Raw genomic sequence first — 21,330 nt, forward strand, 5'->3', positions numbered from 1 at the left:
ACATAAACCATAATAAATGAAACACATCATTAGAATTTTAATCATCACAGTCACGTTTAGTCTTACTGCCCAAGATATGGCGACATACACTTATGCCGTTAAGGCAGGTGATTCTTTAAAAATGGATGTTTTTACTCCAGAAAATATAAAAGAAACGGATACACTTCCGGTGTTGCTTTGGATGCATGGAGGTGGATTTCAAGGCAGTCATCGCGCCTATCCCGATGATAATAAATTGGTGAAATATGTAGCCAAAGAAAAAAATTATATCGGTATTTCTATCGATTACCGTTTGTTGAGAAAAGATACAGAAACGGGTTTTGGTTGTAATTGTACCAAGGATGAAAAACTAGAAACATTTAAGCAGGCTGTTATTGATTATTTGGATGCTGCAACATATATCATTGCGCATGCCGAAGTCCTTCAAATCGATACCACAAAAATTATCGCAGGCGGAAGCAGTGCTGGTGCGGAAGGAAGTTTAAACGCTGTTTTTATGCGTGATTATTTTGTAAGTGATAAAGACGCTTATAAAGACCTCGCTTTTGCAGGGGTATTTTCTTGTGCAGGTGCCGTGGTTGATGCCAGTTATATTACAAAGGAGAATGCGATTCCGTCCGTTTTGTATCATGGTACTGATGATAATTTAGTGCCATTTGGCAATGCACCACACCATTATTGCGATCCTCAAAACGCTGGATACATTATCCTTGATGGCTCGGAAGTTATAGCAAAGAAACTCGAAGACTATGATGCTGCTTACTATTTTAATATTGTAAGAGGGGCGAGGCATGAAATTGCTGCAATACCTTTTGAAGACCTCGATAAGATTTTTGGTTTTTTTGAGCAGACGGTTTTAAATGATGAAGTGATTCAGACCAAACATATAAAAACGAAACAGCCATGAGATTTGTCATTGTTCTACTCTTAGCAATAGCCTCTTTGAGTTCTTGCAAGCAGAATGAAAAATCAACTTCTGAAACTTCTGATGCTGTTGAGAAGAAACGGCGTCCAAACATTGTCTATATTATGGCAGATGACCATGCAGAACAAGCTATAAGCGCCTATGGACATCCTATTAGTCAATTGGCACCAACACCAAATATTGATCGTATTTCAAAAGAAGGGGCGCGTTTTGAAAATAACTTTTGTACCAATTCAATTTGTGGACCGAGCAGAGCGGTGGTGCTTACGGGTAAATTCAGCCATCAAAATGGTTTCAGAATGAATGGCGATCGTTTTGACGGCAGTCAGCAAACCTTTCCAAAGTTATTGCAAGAGGCAGGCTACAACACTGCCATGATAGGAAAGTGGCACCTCCACGGCTTACCTCAAGGATTTGATTACTGGAATATCTTAAAAGATCAAGGTAATTATTACAATCCGGATTTTATTTCTATTAATGAGCAGACCAAGCGCGTAGATACGCTTCAGGTCGAAGGCTATGCCACAGATTTAATCACTCAGGACGGTTTGGCTTACCTCGAATCTGTTAAGGATAGCGACCAACCGTTTATGCTGATGCTACAACACAAAGCGCCTCATCGAAACTGGATGCCAGCATTGCGCCATGCCAATTTATATGATGATGTAGAATTTCCATTACCAGATACCTATTTCACAAGTCATGAAGGCTCTTTAGGTTCAAAAGCGCAACAGCAGACCATTTACAAAGATATGTACGAAGGTCACGATTTAAAATTGACCAGAAAAAAAGGAAGTCCAGAACTGGCTTGGAATCCTTGGAAAACAGATTTTGAACGTATGACAACAAGGCAACGCGAAGCTTGGAATAAAGCTTACCAAGTTAAAAACGATGAGTTTCACGACGCAAACCTTTCGGGAAAAACCCTAGCCATTTACAAAGGACAGCGTTATTTGCAAGATTATTTGGCCACGATAGCATCTGTAGATGAAGGGGTTGGACAGATACTGGATTTTTTAGAAAAGCATGGACTAGCAGAACATACGATTGTTGTTTATACTACGGACCAAGGATTTTATTTAGGCGAAAAAGGCTGGTTCGATAAGCGCTACATGTATGAAGAATCCTTGGCAATGCCTTTTATGGTAAAATACCCTGGTGCCATAAAATCGGGCACTGTCATAGACGCCATGACTCAAAATCTTGATTTTGCCGAGACGTTTTTAGATTATGCACAGGTCGAAATTCCGAAGGATATGCAGGGCAAATCATTACGTCCTTTGTTGGAAAACAGCTTTGAAGGTGATGCATTTAGAGATGCTGTGTACTACCATTACTATGATTACCCGGCTTTCCATATGGTGAAAAAGCATTATGGTGTGCGCACTAAGCGCTATAAACTGATGCATTTTTATGATGATATAGATACATGGGAATTATACGATCTGGAAGAAGACCCAAAAGAGATCCAAAATCAAATTGATAATCCTAAATACGATGAGGTTAAGGCAAAACTCATCGCTAAACTTGCTGAACTTCAAACACAATATGAAGTGACACCGACAGATTTTGAACGGGCGTCGGAAGAAAGAGTGAAACGTGCCTACAAGCAATTTGAAAGGTTGCGAGGACAAACAGGTACATCGTATGACCCAATCACGGATAAGGATGTGATAACGGGTCATCCGAAAATTTCAAACCAATAAAAACAGATGAAAAAACTAACCGTCATTATAATCGCATTGTGCTTTTTTTCCTGTGAAACTGTTGAGAAGAAGGATATAGAAACTACAGATAAAGTTGATGTAAAAAGAGATTATAAAACCTATTGTAATCCAATTGATATTGACTATTCTTATATGTCCCATTACCGTGCAAAGAATAAGGTGTCCTATCGTTCAGGAGCAGATCCAGCACTCGTTAATTTCAAAGGGAAATATTACATGTTTGTGACGCGTTCTCATGGTTATTGGGTGAGTGATGACATGAGCAATTGGACGTTCATAAGACCACAAAGTTGGTATTTTAAAGGTAGTAATGCACCAGCTGCTGCCGTTCGTGATGGAAAGATAATAGTCTATGGTGACCCTTCCGGTAGAGGTCCTGTTATTGAGACGGACAACCCAGAACTGGGCGATTGGAAAACTAACTTCGCCGTTTTAAACCCACCAGGAGGTATCCAAGACCCGAATCTTTTTGTTGACGATGATGGTAAAGTGTATCTGTACGAAGAATCATCTAACAAGTGGCCCATTCGCGTTGTAGAGTTAGATCCGGACAATTATTATGTACCAAAAGGAAAGCAGAAAGATCTGTTCAATTTAGAACCGGAAAAACACGGCTGGGAGCGCTTTGGTCAAGATCATAAATCGGACTTAAAACCATATTTAGAAGGACCTTGGATGATGAAACACGGCGACACCTATTATCTGGAATATGGCGCACCAGGAACCCAATGGAATGTCTATGCAGATGGAGTTCGCACCAGCAAAAGTCCTTTTGGACCTTTTGAGTATGCGCCATACAATCCTATCTCATACAAACCTGGCGGATTTTTAAAAGGTTCTGGGCATGGAAGTACAGTAAAGGATAATAACGGTAATTACTGGCACTATGCCACTATGGCCATTTCTGTGAATTATAAGTTTGAACGAAGAATTGGCATGTATCCCGCTGGTTTTGAAGACAACGGGCAAATGTATGTCAACACAGCTTATGGGGACTATCCGCATTATTTGCCCGAAACTGAAGTAGAACGTCACAAAGAACGTTTTACAGGCTGGATGCTATTGTCTTATAAAAAGCCTGTAAAGACCAATTCTGGTTTGGTCACCAAAGACATTAACGTGGTCGATGAAAGTGACAGCGGTTACATGTTAGGACAGATTAGAGAGTTTGATATTGCAAAGATTAATGATGAGGAAATACGATCCTATTGGGTGTCTGAGGCCAACAACGATTCTATTTACGTAGAAATTGATTTGGAGAAAAAGCGAAATGTCAAGGCGATTCAGATTAACTTTCAAGATTTTAATAGTGATATCTATGGCCGACCAACAGACCTGAAACAACAGTTTGTTATTGAGGCATCCTCAGATGGAAAACACTGGGAGATTATTGCTGACTATTCAAAAAACATAAAAGACATGCCGCATGCTTATATTGAATTTAAAGAAGCAGTAGATGCGCGATATATTCGGTACAATCATGTGTATTGTACCAATAATTATTTGTCTATTTCAGAGTTTAGGGTTTTTGGTAAGGGTTATGAAGCTCAACCCGAAAAGCCATCAAACTTTAAAGTGCTTCGGCAGGATGATCGCCGAAATGCCGATTTAACCTGGGATAAAGTGGAAGGTGCTACAGGCTATGTGATTTATTGGGGAATTTCAAAGGACAAGCTAAATCTTTCTGCTTTAATGTACGATAAACCGAACTATGAGTTGCGTGCATTGACCACAGATCAAAGTTACTATTATCAGGTCGAGGCGTTTAATGAAAATGGTGTTTCAGAAAAGAGTGAAATTCTATATACGAATTAGTATGAAGCATATCGTTATAATGGTTCTTCTATGTTCTGGTATGGTCAATGCCCAGAGTTTTTCGGTAATGACCTATAACATTAAGCTCGATTATCCAAAGGAAGGGCAGAACAGTTGGGACAACCGCAAAGCCTTCTTAACTGATCAAATTAGATTTCAAGAGCCTGATGTATTGGGAGTACAAGAGGCCTTACCCAACCAAATGAAAGACATGGATAGTCTCTTGGTAGCCTATAGTTATATAGGGGTTGGCCGTGATGATGGCAAAGATGAAGGCGAATATTCGGCAATATTTTATAAAAAAGAGAGGTTTGAAGTTTTGAAATCTGGTACATTTTGGTTGTCCGAGACACCGGAAAAAGTCTCAATGGGTTGGGATGCCGTTTGTAATAGAATATGTACCTATGCCTTAATGGAAGATAAGGTGTCAAAGTCAAAATTTTGGACATTCAATACCCACTTTGATCATGTCGGTAAAGAAGCTAGAAAAAAAAGTACTGTATTGATTGTTGAGAAAATAAAAGAGCACAACCAAAATAATCGTGCTGTACTATTGATGGGCGATTTTAATATGGAACCCAACCACGAAAGCATAAGCTATATTAAAACAACACTAAAAGATTCTAAACAGGTTTCAGAGTTACAATTTGGACCACAAGGGACATTCAATGGTTTTCATTTTGATAGGCCGGTAACACGACGTATCGACTATATTTTTGTGAGTGAAAAGATTAAGGTTAATAAATATGCGGTTTTGAGCGATTCTTGGAATTTACAATACCCTTCAGATCATCTACCAGTATATATAGAACTTGAACTCACTAAATAATCAAAACTCAATAGTCACACACCAATATCTTCATTCCATAATTTGGGATTATTCTCTATAAAATCTTCCATCATAGCGATACATTCGTTATCATTTAAAACCTCCACTTCAACACCGTTGGCCCTTAGATGCGCTTCAGCTCCCATAAATGTTTTGTTTTCGCCTACGATGACTTTAGGTATGCCATATAATAAAATGGCACCACTGCACATAGGGCAAGGAGAAAGGGTCGTATAAATTACAGATTCTCTATACACGTTAGCGGGTTGTCTCCCCGCATTTTCGAAAGCATCCATTTCACCATGAAGTACAACACTTCCTTGTTGTATTCTCTTATTATGGCCTTTGCCCAAAATTTTTCCTTTGTGTACAATGACACTACCAATTGGTATTCCGCCTTCAGCTAGCCCTTTTTTAGCTTCAGCTATAGCTATTTCTAAAAATTTGTCTTTCATAAGATTGTACTAGTATATTATAGATGGCATAGCATGTGGTTTAATTTCTCAGCATTACCAACAATAAATTTATAGGGGATTTGTAGTCTGTTGTAAGCAGAACTGCAGTAGCAATTTAACCATTTTTGTTTATAAAGAACGTATTTTGCACATATAAAAAGAATAAACTTTAGAATAAGATATAAGCTTATTTTTCAATATCTTTCAACATGCATCATTTGTGTTATCAATTGCTTAATTTTTGGCATTTGTAATACTTTATAGCATTACATTTATTTTACTAACTATTCTAAAACAATCACAATCATGTCGAGACGCTCTTTTTTATTGTTAATTACTGCCATTTCAGCTTTAGGAGGCTTACTATTTGGTTATGATACAGGGGTGATTAATGGTGCTCAATTTTATCTAAGCAAATATTTTGAACTCGATGCTGCCTTGAAAGGCTGGGTGGTTGGCAGTGCATTACTGGGTTGTTTCGTAGGCGCTATTGTGGCTGGACCGTTGAGTATTAAGCTCGGAAGAAAAAATTCACTGATTATTTCGGCTGTTTTATTCACACTGTCGGCTTGGGGCTCAGGACTACCATCATTATTTGAGGAGTCCGTAAGTCTCCTTGTTGCATTTAGAATTATTGGTGGCCTGGGAATAGGTATTGCTTCTATGAATGCCCCGATGTATATAGCGGAAATTGCTCCGAGCGATATACGAGGTAAAATGGTCACCTATTATCAGTTAGCCATAGTTATTGGATTTTTCGTGGTGTTTTTGGCGACTTATTTTATTGGGAATAATTTAACCGAAGCACAGAATATTCAATTTGGATGGAGACGTATGTTTTGGTCCGAGCTTATTCCGAGTTGCTTATTCTTGATATTGTTGTTTTTTGTGCCTAAGAGTCCACGTTGGCTGGCCTTAAAAGGTAAGGAGGAGGTTGCACTTTCAGTCTTGAGTAAAGTTCATGGTTCAGAATATGCGCAAAAAGAAATTGAGGAGATTAAGGCATCACTTGAAGAAAATGAAAACAAAGTGAAGGTTAATTACTTTTCAAAGGCGATTTTAGTCATTATTGTTATTGGTACGGCACTTTCAATATTACAGCAATTTACAGGGATTAATGCCGTCTTATACTATGGCGCGGATATTTTTGAAAAAGCCTTAGGCTTTGGTAAAGAAGATGTATTGGCACAACAAATATTATTGGCTTTCGTGAACCTGGTATTTACGTTTGTAGCTATGTTTACCGTTGACAAATATGGTAGAAAACCACTATTGTATATTGGTTCTGTGGGAATGATTATTGGATTTTTATTATTGGGTGTATCGCTTCAACAAAATGCGGTTGGACTCATTTCCTTAATAGGCGTCCTTGTTTTTATAGGTTCTTTTGCCTTGTCTATGGGGCCAGTGGTGTGGGTCATTTTATCAGAGATGTTTCCGAATAAAATACGCAGTGTGGCCATGTCAGTGGCTGTTGCGGCACAATGGGCGGCTAATTATGTGGTATCCCAATCCTTTCCAATAGTTATGGAAAGTGAAACCAATAACAGCGCACCATGGAATGGCTCAATGCCTTACTTTATCTTTATCGTATTTATAGTAGTGATTATTTTTATAACCTATAAGTTCATTCCTGAAACCAAAGGGAAGTCACTTGAAGAGATTGAGGCCTTTTGGGAGTAAAATCATTGATTCCGATGAGATCAATTGAAGTAGCATATTGTAACAGTTCTTTCTAATTAGCAGTATACCCTATGAAAAGCGGATATAGACTTTTTTTTACACTTTTTGTCATAATAAGTTTGAGCTCTTGGTCGCAGAACAATGTTCCGACTTATGATTTTGCGAGCATAAAAGAAGGAATATCTAAGGTTGGTATTTATACCATTATTCAGGACGATTCTGGATTTATTTGGTTAGGGACTAATGGTGCTGGTTTATATCGCTATGATGGTATTAGTTATGAATCCTATAAAAACATCATTGACGATTCAACATCCATAAGTAGTAGTTTGGTTCTAAGTGCTTATTTAGACAGTAAAAAGCGCTTGTGGTTTGGTACTGAGGATGGATTGAACTTATACGATAGAGCGAATAATCGGTTTGTTCGTATTTCCAAAAGCGGTTTTGATGTCGAAAACGACGAGAATGTCTCAATTAGTAGTCTAAAAGAAGACAGTAACGGAAATCTTTTTATTGGAACTTATGATTTAGGCATTTATAAAATGAGCCTAGATGATTTTTCTATAGAAAGCATCATAAGTAACGAATCTTTAGAATCCATAACCTTAAATGGTAACGCCATTGATATTGATCACTTAGGGCATGCCTATGTCGCAACAGACAGAGGCATTAAGCTTTATGATAGCAAGTCTAATACCCTGCGTACAGCACTATTTAAAACTGAGAAAGGCGCAATAGATATTGATGTCCCGGTTGAGTCCTTATATATTGATTCTAAAAACAATATATGGTTAGGAACCGTGTCTGACGGTTTGATAAAAATCAGTAAGCCTGATCTCAATGAAAAAGAACAACGCCGTAAAATAGATTACTTTTTCTTTTCCAAAAACAAATTCTTATCAATTCTTGAACTCAATGATGGTACTTTACTATGTGGTACAGAAAATGATGGCCTATTTCATATCGATAAAAATGGGATAGTCTTAAATCGATATGATGCCAACGATAATACCAATGGTAATATTTTGTCTAATTCTATATGGTCCATGTTTTTAGATAAAGACGAAAGAATTTGGATAGGATATTACAATAAAGGAGTTTCGGTATACGACGAGTTATATGATAAATTTGGGGAGATAAGAAGTATGCCCAGAAATCCCAACTCTCTAACGCATCCATCAGTATCAGCAATAGTAGAAGATGAAAAAGGTAGGTTATGGATTGCGATGGATGGTGGTGGCATAGATATTTATGATAAAAAAACGCATGAAATTACGCATATCAATCCATCGCATTCTACACCGTATTCTGGATTGACCAGTAATTATATTGAAGCCATGCGCTTTGATCATAATGGAAATCTTTGGGTGGGGAGCTGGGACAATGGTTTGTACCTTTTAGAAAAAGGTTCTAAAACATTTATCAATTTTACCGAAAACAATGCCAAAGGGGAGTTAGTACCAGACAATATATTATCCCTAGATGAAGATTCGGAAGGAACTATTTGGATAGGAACCTATAATAGGGGACTCTTATCATTTAATCCCAAAACGAGCCTGTTTACCCATTATAATAGAGCGTCATTCGCAGATAATAGGTTAACAGAAGTAGAATTAAGAAGAGTTTTAGTCGATAATTATAATGATATATGGCTAGGCACAGAGGTTGGTCTTTATAAAGTAAAGAAACAGGTAGACGGTAATTATGTTGTGGTATCCATGCGAGATAAAATGCCTGAAAGATTCAATAATCATAATGGTTCTGATATGATTCTTTCTTTATATGAAGCCTCGGATAATTCCATATGGGTCGGCACCAGAGGTGCGGGTCTTTGTCAATACAGTAACGAAGCAGATATCTTTATTTGGTATAATAAGTCAAATGGCTTAGACGAGGAAAACGTCAATGGTATTGTTGAAGATAAAGACGGTGATATCTGGCTAGCGGGTAATTCAGGAATCACAAAGTTGGATGTGATTAATGGCACATTTATTAATTACACCAGCAATGACGGTCTCTTATCTAATGATTATAATATAAATTCTGGTTTTAGGGATAGTGAAGGCCTGTTGTATTTTGGTAACTTTCAAGGCGTCGATTATTTTAATCCTTCAGATATTAAGACCAATACAACGATTCCCTCTTTATACTTAACGTCTTTTAAACTGTTTAATGAGGATGTACATCCAAGCCAAGACGCATCTCCCTTAAAAAGAGTGATATCAAAAACAGATAGCCTCACATTAAATAGTAGGCAGTCGGTTTTTACCATTGAGTACTCAAGTATAAATTACACAAGACCCGAGGAAATTGAATATGCGTATTATCTTGAAGGTTATGAATCAGCTTGGAATTATGTAGGTAAAAAACGGAGCGCTACCTATACCAATCTAGATGCCGGTGATTATACCTTTAAATTAAAAGCGGCAAATAACGATGGTATCTGGAATGAAGATCCTTTATTGCTAAATATTACCATATTACCACCATGGTGGAAAACCAATTGGGCTATAGCCTCTTATATTCTATTAGTTTTATTGGGCGTTTATCTTCTAAATAAAATAACACAAACTAGGATTAGAGATAAGCAATTAGTAGCCAATGAACGCAATAACCGCATTCTTGAAAAAGATCTCAACGAAAAGAAATTACAATTCTTTACCAATATATCGCACGAATTTAGGACGCCACTTTCACTTATCATTGGCCCATTAGAAGATATTATTAAGAATTATAGTTCTGAATTACCGGATAGAATAAAAGAGAAGCACAATACCATTCATAAAAATACGAGTAGATTATACCGTTTAATCAATGAATTGCTAGATTTCAGAAAGCTAGAATTAGACAAAGTACGCATTAAAGTACAAAAGCTCAATTTGGTGTCATTTACTAAGAATGTCGCAGGCCATTTTAAGGAAGAAGCATTTATCAAGAATATTCATTTGAGCGTGGATACAGATATTCAGGATATTGAAGTTTGGGCAGATACAAGTATGCTAGAGAAGATTATCTTCAACGTACTTTCTAACGCCTTTAAAGTGACTTCTGAAGGAGGCGCAATAACCATAGATTTATCTGCAAAGGAAGATTTGGTCGACTTACCCTTGGCCAATGAAAACGAGAAAATACCAGCTGTCGAAATAGCAATTTCCGATACAGGGCCGGGACTTAGTCAAGATCAAATTGACAATATTTTTAAGCGATTTTATCAGGTCGATAACTTAAATAAGACATACTACGGTAGTACAGGTATTGGTTTAGAGGTCGTGCAGAATTTTGTTAAACTCCATAAAGGAAAAATTAAAGTAAATAGTGAAATTGGTAAAGGCACAACATTTACTATAGTATTGCCATCTGGTATAGACTATTTTAGTGAAGAAGAACGTTTAACGGAGAAGGTTGAAAATCAAGTCAGAACAGGAGAAAATTTCCTAGTTCCTTCTTCAAGCTCTGAAACAGAAGTATCCAAAAATGAAGAAGTTAATGTAGCATCACATACCTTATTGATTGTAGAAGATAATACAGAACTGCGGAATTATTTAAAGAATGAGCTCAAAACACAATATAAAATCTTATTGGCAAAAAATGGAAAAGAAGGCTTACAACTGGCAAAAGAATTCTTACCAGATATTATTATGACTGATGTTATAATGCCCGAAATGGACGGTTTTATGTTCTGCAAACATATTAAAAGTGATATTAAAACCAGTCATATCCCTTTGTTGATGTTAACAGCAAAAACTCAAATTGAAAATAGAATGGAGGGTATAGAAAAAGGTGCGGATGCTTACATGGTGAAACCTTTTGATGTCGGGTTGTTAAAATTGAGACTGTCGCAGTTAATTACTAGCAGACAACTAATATTTAATAAGTATTTCAGTGTCATAAGTGATGTTGATAATAAGTCGACAACCTCACTCGATAAGGAATTTATCGAAAAGGTGATGAGTTATATTAATGAGAGCATTGGTGATCCAAACCTAAATGTGGAGACATTAGCTTCACAACTTCATTTAAGCAGAAGTCAATTCTATCGAAAAATAAAAGCACTTACCAATCAGACGGCAAACGAGTTTATCCGAAATATTAGATTAATTAGAGCTAAGCAACTGATTGAATCCGGGAATAATAATATAAGCGAAGTGTGTTATAAAGTTGGTTTTTCTTCTCCATCCTATTTTACGAAGTGTTTTAAAAGTCACTTTGGTATACTGCCAAAAGAGATCGAAAACATGTCTTCTTAAGACCTTTTATCCTCCCTTAGATGAGGCTAAATCATCATATGTTTTTGGCACTGCATACCTTTTAGCCTTCAAGGAATAGTACCGTTTTAAGAAAATCTTATGACAATAATACAAATGTTGCATAAGCCCGTGCTCATAGGGCTACAACGTTGTAGTAGAGGCTAAACGCGTCAAAAGTTGCATCATATGCTACAATTTTCACAGTCCTTATTTAATAATTTTTTAACATTTGTTTCATGAAGTTAAAAGGTGTTAAATGGAAAGCAGTGAACGAATTGTTCTTAATCGTAGCAATCATTGCTTTATTGATTTTTATCGTCCTTTTTATTTTCTAGCTCAAATAACTAACTAACAAAAATTAACTTAAATCAATTTGTATGAAAATTAGCATGTTAAAGACAATATTTTTTGGCATAAGCATTTTACTTGGTGTAGGCGCGCAGGCTCAGACCGTCACAGGAAAAGTTACGGACGCCGATTTGCCTCTCCCTGGAGCAAGTATCATTGTAAAAGGTACAACGAATGGTACATCATCAGATTTTGATGGCAACTATACACTTAATGATGTACCATCAGATGCTATAATAGTTGTAAGTTATATCGGGTTTGTGACGCAGGAAATACCTGTAGAAGGCAGATCGGTAATTGATGTAGCTATGGTGGAGGACAAGAATTCTTTAGATGAAGTTGTTGTTGTGGGGTATGGGACTAAGAAAAAGAGTTTACTCACGGGAGCTATTTCTAGTGTCGATGAAAAACAAATTAAAAATACCTCCAATCAACGCGTAGAGCAAGTGCTACAGGGTAGAACTTCTGGGGTCTTTGTAACTACGTCTTCAGGATCGCCTGGCCAAGGTGCGCAAATACGTGTTCGTGGTGCTGGTTCAAGCGGAAATTCAGAGCCTCTATATATTGTAGATGGTATGAAATCGTCATCGATTGCGACATTAGCACCAAGTGATATTGAGAGTATTGAAGTTTTAAAAGACGCGGCTTCGGCGGCCATTTATGGAACGGAAGGTGCTAACGGCGTTATTTTAATTACAACGAAGCGCGGGCGCAGTGGTGATATTAAGGTAAACTTTAGTACACAGTTAGGGACGCAATTTGTCAATACCGATATGGAATTGATGAATGCCTCACAGTTCGTTCAATACATGAACGAAGCTGGTGTTACTTCAGTTGTCGATAATGGATATGACACCAATTGGATCGATGAAACATTCGAAAGTGCACCAATAACGCGTTATGATTTAAGTGTATCAGGCGGCATCGATAAAACCTCATTTTACGCATCTATGGGGCATGTAGAACAAGAGGGTATTGTCGGCGGTGATAACTCTTCGTTTACAAGAAAGACTTTTAGAATTAATATAAAGAGTGAGATAACCAATTGGTTGGAAGTGGGCTTTAACGGCACTTATACTTTGTCGGATCGATTTGGTATACAAGAAAATAATGACACCAGAGGTGTTATTCAGAATATGCTGATTATTGACCCACTAACACCTGTTATTTATCCAAGTTTTGCAGATGTTCCTCAAAGCGTTATAGATAATTCGGCAGCTAATGGCGTTCCTTTATTAACAGATGGTAATGGTAACGTCTATGGGTATCCTAGTTATTCTACGGGAGAAGTGATCAATCCAGTGGCTTATGCCAATGCCATTGACCGCACATTCACAGATGAAAGACAATCGCTCTATACAGCTTATTTGAAGTTAAAACCAATAGATGGCCTAGAGATTACGACCAGATATGGTAGGGAAAGTGGCGATATTGATATTATGCAGACTATTAACCCTTATTTTGTGTCATCCGAGGCTTCAAATACTGAGCTTACAACCATACAGAATGTTTTTGATAATCGACGATGGCTATGGGAAAACTTTGTGACCTATGGGAAGTCCATTGGAAAGCACAATGTTAAGGCTTTATTAGGGTATTCTGCCGAAGATCGGGATAATTTTACTCCGGTCTCTAGAAACGGAACACAATTCAATAATATAGCGCCATTCTTTGATAATATGACATCGGTCTTTGGAAGATTGTCATACGACTATGATGGGAAATACTTATTTGAGGCTTCATTGAGATCGGATACTTCAGACAAATTTCCAACAGATAATAAAACAGGAACTTTTCCAGCATTTTCTGCAGGTTGGGTTGTCTCGAATGAAGACTTTTGGAATGGAGATGGCTTCTTGGACTACCTTAAGGTTAGAGCGAGCTGGGGTGAAAATGGAAGTAGAGCTAACTTAAGCGGTAACTCAGATTTAACCTTTATCACAACCGTTTTAAATGGTTTAGATATTAATTATTTAGGTAATGTAGGTGCTCAGATTACGGGCTTTGCTAATCCTAACTTGGTTTGGGAAACCTCAGAACAATTAAACTTTGGAGTAGACCTAAGAGCGTTTAACAACAAGTTAAGCTTTACGACCGAATACTACAAAAAAACAACAAGAGACGCCATCGTTTCTGATGGTAGCCTCATTACACCAGGTTCAGCAGGTTTTGTCTCTAATGAGTTTAATGCGGGTACAATTGTAAATCAAGGTTTCGAATTCGAGCTGGGTTATACAGATACGACGGAAGGCGGTTTTAGATATAGCATAAATGCGAATCTATCGACATTAGATAATGAAGTGACTGAGATTCTTTTTGTGCCAGAAGGAACATCGCTGGTCGGCGCGAGTGCACCCCAAAATCCTGATGGTGTAACGCGATTTGCAGAGGGGCAGCCATCTTGGTTTTTCTTTGGATATCAAACTAATGGTATAGACCCTGCTACAGGAGATGTTATTAGAGTGGACACGAACAATGACGGTACTATAAATAATCTAGATAAGACCTTTATAGGTTCACCGCATCCCGATGTATTATTTGGTGGTAATGTGAATTTGGCTTACAAAGGATTTGATTTGAATGTACAATTTCAAGGGACTTTAGGTAACGATATTATGTCTACCTATCATCAGCCATCACGACCAATTACAAACAAGCCTATACATTTCTTTAATGATCGTTGGACAGGGCCAGGGGATAATGCAAGTTACCCAGGCGCAGGAAGTGTCATTCAATCCTATGATACAGATTTAGTTGTTGAAGATGGGTCGTATATGCGGATAAAGCAATTGCAGCTAGGATACACCTTACCAGTGTCTTTTGCCAATAAATTGAAATTAGAGAGTTTAAGAATTTATGTATCTTTAGATGATTACTTTACATTCACAAAATATAGAGGACTAGATCCTGAAATTGGAAACTTTAACTTCAATTCAATTGGAGTAGACAGAGGGTTTTACCCCACAGCAGCCAGAGCACTATTTGGATTATCATTAGATTTTTAACAAAAAAAAGTAGAAATTATGAAAAGAATATTTTTAACATTTTTAGGAGTGGCGCTTATAGGAGTGGTAGCCTGTGAAGATGAATTTACAGAAAATCCACCACCACCGGGCACACAAGACCTAGAGACCTTCTTTTTGGAGGAAGCCAATGTAGAAACTGCGGTCATCGGTGTTTATGATTTAATGCAACTTAACTACGGCAGGGATTGGCACAGTGCATTTTTAGTAAAATTATTACCTGGAGATGATGCCAATGCAGCAGGAGGTAATTCTGGGGATCAACAGCAATTACAGGATATTGATGACTATACGAATGTGGTGTCTTCTAATGCTTCAATTGCGAGTATTTGGGATATTTATTATAGAACAATAGCCTTATCTAATTTAATCATAGAGAATGTCCAAGACTCAAGCTTGAGTAATCGAGACCGCGTTTTGGCCGAAGTGAAGTTTATGAGAGCATGGTGCTACTTTGAGTTAACAACGATGTTTGGAGATATTCCATTGCGCCTATCAGTGCCTCAAGGAGCTGCAGATTTTGGTATCGTTAAGTCGCCGAGAGCAGATATTTATGCACAAATAGAGAGTGATCTTGCAGATGCTATTGCCGGATTACCTAATAGAGCTGGAACAGCAGATAACTTTAGGGTTTCTAAAGGTACCGCTGAAGCCTTAATGGGTAAAGTTTTGGTCTTCCAGGAAAAATATTCAGAGTCCTTACCGTTCTTTCAAAATGTTATTACAGGTTCTGACTATGATTTAGAGCCAAATCCAGAAGATGTATGGAGTGTGGATAAGGAATTTGGAATAGAGTCCTTATTTGAAATTGGCTACGTATCCACATCGGGCCGAGACTGGGGAAATATTGCCTGGGGCGGTAGAAATGAAAGTAACTTGCACATCCAATTGATGGGCCCACGTGGTGACGGTATCTTTGGTTTAGATGGAACAGGTTTAATCAATGGTTGGGGCTTTAATTTGCCCACCAGTAAATTATTGACAGCTTTTGAGGATGCCGGAGATGTAGTTAGAAAGGCAGCCACAGTAATGACTGAAGCAGAATTACTTGCAGCAGGTGGTTCAGTAGATCCATCAGCCGCAACTGGAGGTGTTATTTGGGATTATGAAGGAGGTATTCGAATTAAATACGCTACTAAAGAAGAAGATACGAGCCCTGATGGGGTTAGAGAACTTAATTACACCACTAACTTTAGGCTATTTCGCTACGCTGAGGTCTTACTATTAGCAGCAGAAGCCTATAATAAAACAGGGCAAGATGCCAATGCTAGGACGGAGTTAAACAAGGTTCGAAATAGAGCAGGACTGGCCGATATTGATGGTGCCTTATCAGGTGATAATTTATTTGAGGCTATAGTCGACGAAAAGTTCTTAGAATTAGCGCACGAAGGGCAACGTTTCTGGGATTTGGTAAGATGGGGTAGAGCAGCCACAGAATTATCAGGTACGGGCTATAGTGCTAAAAACGATCTATTCCCAATTCCTATCACTGAGATTGAGAAAAATACAGAAATGACAATGGATGATCAAAATCCAGGGTATTAATTTTAAATTTTAGTTAATTAATTTTTGAGATTGGTTTCAGTTAAAACAACGTAGTGTCAGCTGCGTTGTTTTTCGTTTATTTATAGTCTAATTAGAATGAAAACATGCAAAAGATAATTCTCTTATTTGCTATAACGTTTTTAACAGTAAGTTGTACAGAAGATACCTCAAGTGACTCCGAAAACGCTAAGGTGTTCAATGCTTTAACATCAGAGATAACAGGTATAGATTTTAAAAACACACTTACCGAAAATGAGACGATGAATTATTTTAATTATACGTCGATCTACATGGGAGGTGGTGTGTCTGTAGGTGATATCAATAATGATGGCCTTGTCGATGTTTTTTTTACGGGCAATCAGGTGAAGAATAAACTGTATTTAAATAAAGGAAATTTAAAATTCGAAGATATTACTGATAACGCTGGAGTCGCTGGGGATGCCAGGTGGTATACAGGTTCTGCAATGGCCGATGTTAATGGTGATGGCTATTTGGATATTTACTGTGCTGTTGCTGGTCTTTCTGATGAGCGGAGAAACGAGCTCTACATCAATAATCAAGACGGCACCTTCACTGAAATGGGTGCGGTGTTTGGTATAGATGATGCAGCAAATTCTACCCAAGGGACATTTTTTGATTATGATAATGACGGTGATTTAGACTTATATGTAGCCAATTACCCTATTGCCAATGTTAATACTCCAAATTATATTTATAAGAATAGAATGCAAAACCCATCTGATGCGGAGTCCGATAAGCTCTATAGAAATGATGGGGATAGATTTACCGATGTCTCTGAATTGTCGGGTGTTAAGAGCTATGGTTTTTCTCTAGGTGCCACCGCAGGTGATCTGAATAATGATGGCTTTCAGGATCTTTATGTGTCTTGCGATTATAGCATTCCGGATTATATCTATATGAATAATGGTGATGGGACATTTAGAAATGTGTTTAAAGAGGCGACCAGTCATACATCGTTTTATGGAATGGGTGTTGATATTGCGGATATTAATAATGATGGTTTGTTGGATATTTTTCAGGCGGATATGGACTCTAATAGCAGTAGACGACAAAAAGCGAATATGAGCAGTATGAATCCTCAAGTCTTTAATGAAATCGTATTCATGGGATTCCACTATCAATACATGCACAACTGTTTACAGCTCAATACAGGAGTGTTTCAGGATAATGTACCACAATTTTCGAATATATCTCGACTCACGGGGACTTCATCTACCGATTGGAGCTGGGGCCCTGTCTTTGCGGATTTTGATAATGATGGTCACAAGGACTTATTTGTAACCAATGGTGTACGTCGCGAAATCAATAATACCGACTTTTTTAATACCTATTCAAAAAATGACACGTCTAATTTATCGGATCTTGAAAAAAGCTTAAAAATCCCGTCGGAGAAGACCGATAATTTTATGTTTAAAAATAATGGGGCATTGGATTTTAAAAACGTGAATGAGGAATGGGGTACAGTATATGAAGGTTTTTCTAATGGGGTCGCTTATGCCGATTTGGATAATGATGGGGATTTAGAATTGATTACCAATAATGTAGACGACTATGCCTCCGTTTTTGAAAATAATAGCTCCGATCGAAGTAATTATTTAGCAATGACCTTTAAAGGTGCATCTAAAAACACCTTTGGACTAGGAGTTCGTGTTTATCTTACTACTGGAGAGGAAATACAAATGCAAGAATTAACACAGACCAGAGGTTTTCAGTCTTCTATAGCGCCTAGATTACATTTTGGATTGAGCAATTATAATACCATTGATGAACTAAAAGTGGTTTGGCCCAACGCTAAAGTTGAAATTTTGCAAAATGTAAAGGCCAATCAATTTTTGGAGTTTTCCTTTACCGATGCAAAGACTATTAACGAAGACCTTGAGGGTCGCTCAGCGTTATTTAGCACAGTAGATTCAGGAGATATATTAAATCATAAGCACGTGGAAAATGATTATGACGATTACCTAAAACAGGTACTATTACCTCATAAAATGTCAGCATTTGGACCTGCAATTGCCGTTGGGGATGTAAATGGTGATGATATGGAAGACCTTTTTGTGGGCGGTTCTCATGGAAATTCAGGAGTTATCTATATACAAACCTCACAGGGATTTTTAGAAATGACATCTCAAGATGTAAAGTTAGATCGTTTGAGTGAAGATGTCGGCGCTATGTTATTTGACGCCGATGGCGATGGCGATAATGATTTGTATGTGGTAAGTGGTGGCTATGAGTTAGCAAGAACATCACAGTTTTATCAAGATAGATTATATATCAATGATGGTCGAGGTCATTTTACCAAGTCCGATTTACCGGAAATCAATAGTAGTGGATCTAGAGTGTATCACGCCGATTTTAATAAGGATGGTAAAGAAGATATTTTAGCATTAGGTCGTCAAATTCCAGGGCATTATCCCTTACCTGCAAGTAGTCACCTGCTAATCAATCAAAGTACAGAGGGTCATATTGTATTTACCGATGCCACAGAGCAAATGGCAAGCGCTTTTACAAATTTGGGCATGGCAACAAGTGCTGTGATTGTTGATTATGATAATGACAGCTGGGAGGATATCATTATTGTTGGTGAATGGATGCCTATTCGCGTATTTAAAAACAAGCAGACCCACTTTGAAGAGGTCTCTTCAGCTTTGGGATTAACTGAGGATTCTACAGGTTGGTGGTGGAGTATAAAGTCGGGGGATTTTGATAATGATGGTGATCAGGATTTTATTGTTGGGAATAATGGACTAAACTATAAGTATAAGGCAACTGCAGACGAAACCTTTGATATTTATGTTAAAGATTTTGATAACAATAAAAGCGATGATATTGTACTAAGTTATTACAGTGAAGGACAACAAGTGCCTTTAAGAGGACGTTCGTGTTCCTCGCAACAAATTCCGGCCATAAAACAAAAATTCAAAGATTATAATAGCTTCTCTGAAGCGACTTTAATAGATGTCTACTCCAAGGAGCAATTGGATGAAGCTTTACACTATCAGGTAAAATCTTTTGCAAGTGTGTATCTCGAGAACAAGGGAAATAGTTTTATGATGCATCAACTTCCGGTTGAAGCGCAATTTTCTAGTATCAATCAAATTTTGGTAGACGATTATAATAAAGATAGTCATCTTGATATGGTCATAGCGGGCAATCTATACGTTTCAGAAGTTGAGACCCCTCGCAATGATGCCAGCTTCGGATATTTTTTAGAAGGTAAAGGTGATGGTGATTTTAAGGCTATTCCTCCAGCAGAAAGTGGTGTTTTTATTAAAGGCGACACCAAGGATTTAGCTGAGATTACTATCAATAATGAAGATTATATTATAGCGGCAAAGAACAATGATTATTTGCAGTTTATTAAGGTGAATTAGAAAATAAGAGAAAGTACGCTTACCGAAATAAAACCGACTAGTGCAAGAAGCGTTGTCATTAGAGTCCAACTTTTAAAAGTTTGTGTTTCGTTGAGTCCCAGATACTTGCTCACCAGCCAAAACCCGCTGTCATTGACATGGGAAGCAATTGACGCTCCAGAAGCTATACTAATGACTAATAATGATTTGTCAATAGCAGAAATATCTACAGATAGTAATGGGGCCGTAAGCCCTGCTGCAGTAATCATGGCCACTGTAGCCGAACCTTGCAATAAACGTACGAGTACAGCTGCTAAAAATGAGAATAGAAGTAGACTTACCCCTTTGTCGGCAAAATAATTAGCCAGCATTTCACCCGTACCGGTATTGACTAAAACTTGCTTAAAAACACCTCCGGCACCTGTCAATAATATAATGATACCCGCTGGTCCCATTGAGGCTGTAGTGATGTCTAAGAGTTTGTTTTTAGTGAAGTTTCGCTTAATGCCTAAGAGGTACCAAGCCACGAGATTAGCAATAATTAACGCCGTAAAAGGATGGCCAATCATAGCAAGCCAAGCTTTTAAACCTTCTGGAATAGTTTCCGCTTCAAAAAGTGCACTATTCAATAAGGTGTTACTAACAATTAATACAATCGGAATACCAATGATTGCTATAATCATCTTTACAGGAGGATGATTAATGGTGTGGACATTTTCTAGGCCTTGTTGCGGAGCTTCAACAAAGATTTTATTAGAAATGTATGCTCCAAATAGAGGACCACATACAATGGCCGTCGGGATTCCGACGATAAAGCCAAAGAGAATCACCCAGCCCAAATCTGCTTTTAAAATATCTGCAACCGCTACCGGTCCTGGTGTTGGAGGGATAAAAGCATGTGTTATTGCAAGTCCTGCCAGTAATGGAATGGCATATAGCAATAATGACTTTTTTGTTTTTCGCTGTAAAGAATAGAGTAGGGGTATCAGAATAATAAAAGCAACATCAAAAAAAACTGGAATAGCGATGAAAAAACCTGTAATCACCATGGCCCACGACGCATTTTTTTCACCAAAAGTTTTGAGCAAGTAGACGGCTAAGGCTTTCGCACCACCAGAATGTTCTAAGATAGCACCAAACATAGCTCCTAAACCGACGACTACGGCGACAAACCCTAGAGTGTTGCCCATGCCTTCCTTCATCGTGGAAATAATAGTAAGCGGCGGCATTCCGGATAATATCCCTACAATAATACTGGCAATTAAAAGCGCAATGAATGCTTGAATTTTAAAACGCAGGATGAGGACTAATAAGACCACAATACCTATAATTACAGCTGATATTAAAGAAAAATCGATCATG

General features: G+C 37.8%; 11 protein-coding genes. 9 read left to right on the forward strand and 2 right to left on the reverse strand.

Annotated elements, in window-relative coordinates:
* Window positions 1-16: 16 nt before the first annotated feature.
* Genes ACO052_RS08860 through ACO052_RS08875 form a run of 4 tightly spaced genes read left to right on the forward strand, consistent with a single transcriptional unit; the run spans window position 17 to window position 5,296 of the window.
* A complete protein-coding gene (locus tag ACO052_RS08860) occupies window positions 17-907 on the forward strand; it encodes an alpha/beta hydrolase (RefSeq protein WP_422107654.1) in 891 nt (296 codons plus the stop codon).
* Window positions 904-2,631 (forward strand): sulfatase, encoded by a 1,728-nt coding sequence (locus ACO052_RS08865; RefSeq protein ID WP_422107655.1) that lies wholly within the window; start codon window positions 904-906, stop codon window positions 2,629-2,631. The genes ACO052_RS08860 and ACO052_RS08865 overlap by 4 nt, the downstream gene beginning before the upstream one ends.
* Before the next feature lie 6 nt (window positions 2,632-2,637).
* Window positions 2,638-4,467, forward strand: coding sequence for a family 43 glycosylhydrolase (locus ACO052_RS08870; RefSeq protein WP_422107656.1), 1,830 nt, complete (start codon window positions 2,638-2,640; stop codon window positions 4,465-4,467).
* A gap of 1 nt (window position 4,468) precedes the next feature.
* Window positions 4,469-5,296, forward strand: a complete 828-nt coding sequence (locus tag ACO052_RS08875; RefSeq protein WP_422107657.1) for an endonuclease/exonuclease/phosphatase family protein — start codon at window positions 4,469-4,471, stop codon at window positions 5,294-5,296.
* A gap of 14 nt (window positions 5,297-5,310) precedes the next feature.
* On the opposite strand, the gene ACO052_RS08880 is transcribed toward ACO052_RS08875, so the two are convergent.
* Entirely contained in the window at window positions 5,311-5,751 is a 441-nt protein-coding gene (locus ACO052_RS08880) for a nucleoside deaminase (protein ID WP_422107658.1), read from the reverse strand.
* A 306-nt stretch (window positions 5,752-6,057) separates the two neighbouring features.
* On the opposite strand from ACO052_RS08880, the gene ACO052_RS08885 reads away from it, so the two are divergent.
* The 5 genes from ACO052_RS08885 (at window position 6,058) to ACO052_RS08905 (ending at window position 19,989) form a co-directional block, all read left to right on the forward strand.
* Window positions 6,058-7,434, forward strand: a complete 1,377-nt coding sequence (locus tag ACO052_RS08885; protein WP_422107659.1) for a sugar porter family MFS transporter — start codon at window positions 6,058-6,060, stop codon at window positions 7,432-7,434.
* Window positions 7,435-7,505: 71 nt separating this feature from the next.
* On the forward strand, window positions 7,506-11,681 hold the full coding sequence (locus ACO052_RS08890; protein ID WP_422107660.1) for a hybrid sensor histidine kinase/response regulator transcription factor: 4,176 nt from the start codon (window positions 7,506-7,508) through the stop codon (window positions 11,679-11,681).
* Window positions 11,682-12,058: 377 nt separating this feature from the next.
* Window positions 12,059-15,034 carry a SusC/RagA family TonB-linked outer membrane protein gene (locus ACO052_RS08895; protein WP_422107661.1) on the forward strand — a complete coding sequence of 992 codons (2,976 nt, stop codon included), beginning with the start codon at window positions 12,059-12,061 and terminating at the stop codon, window positions 15,032-15,034.
* Between the two features lie 18 nt (window positions 15,035-15,052).
* Window positions 15,053-16,597 (forward strand): RagB/SusD family nutrient uptake outer membrane protein, encoded by a 1,545-nt coding sequence (locus ACO052_RS08900; RefSeq protein WP_422107662.1) that lies wholly within the window; start codon window positions 15,053-15,055, stop codon window positions 16,595-16,597.
* A gap of 104 nt (window positions 16,598-16,701) precedes the next feature.
* The gene (locus ACO052_RS08905) at window positions 16,702-19,989 is read left to right on the forward strand and encodes a VCBS repeat-containing protein (RefSeq protein WP_422107663.1); all 3,288 of its coding nucleotides are present in this window, start codon (window positions 16,702-16,704) and stop codon (window positions 19,987-19,989) included.
* On the opposite strand, the gene ACO052_RS08910 is transcribed toward ACO052_RS08905, so the two are convergent.
* Window positions 19,986-21,329, reverse strand: a complete 1,344-nt coding sequence (locus tag ACO052_RS08910; RefSeq protein WP_422107664.1) for a GntP family permease — start codon at window positions 21,327-21,329, stop codon at window positions 19,986-19,988. The genes ACO052_RS08905 and ACO052_RS08910 overlap by 4 nt on opposite strands.
* Window position 21,330 lies beyond the last annotated feature (1 nt).

Source organism: Winogradskyella sp. (genome assembly GCF_965228925.1).
Taxonomy (GTDB): domain Bacteria; phylum Bacteroidota; class Bacteroidia; order Flavobacteriales; family Flavobacteriaceae; genus Winogradskyella.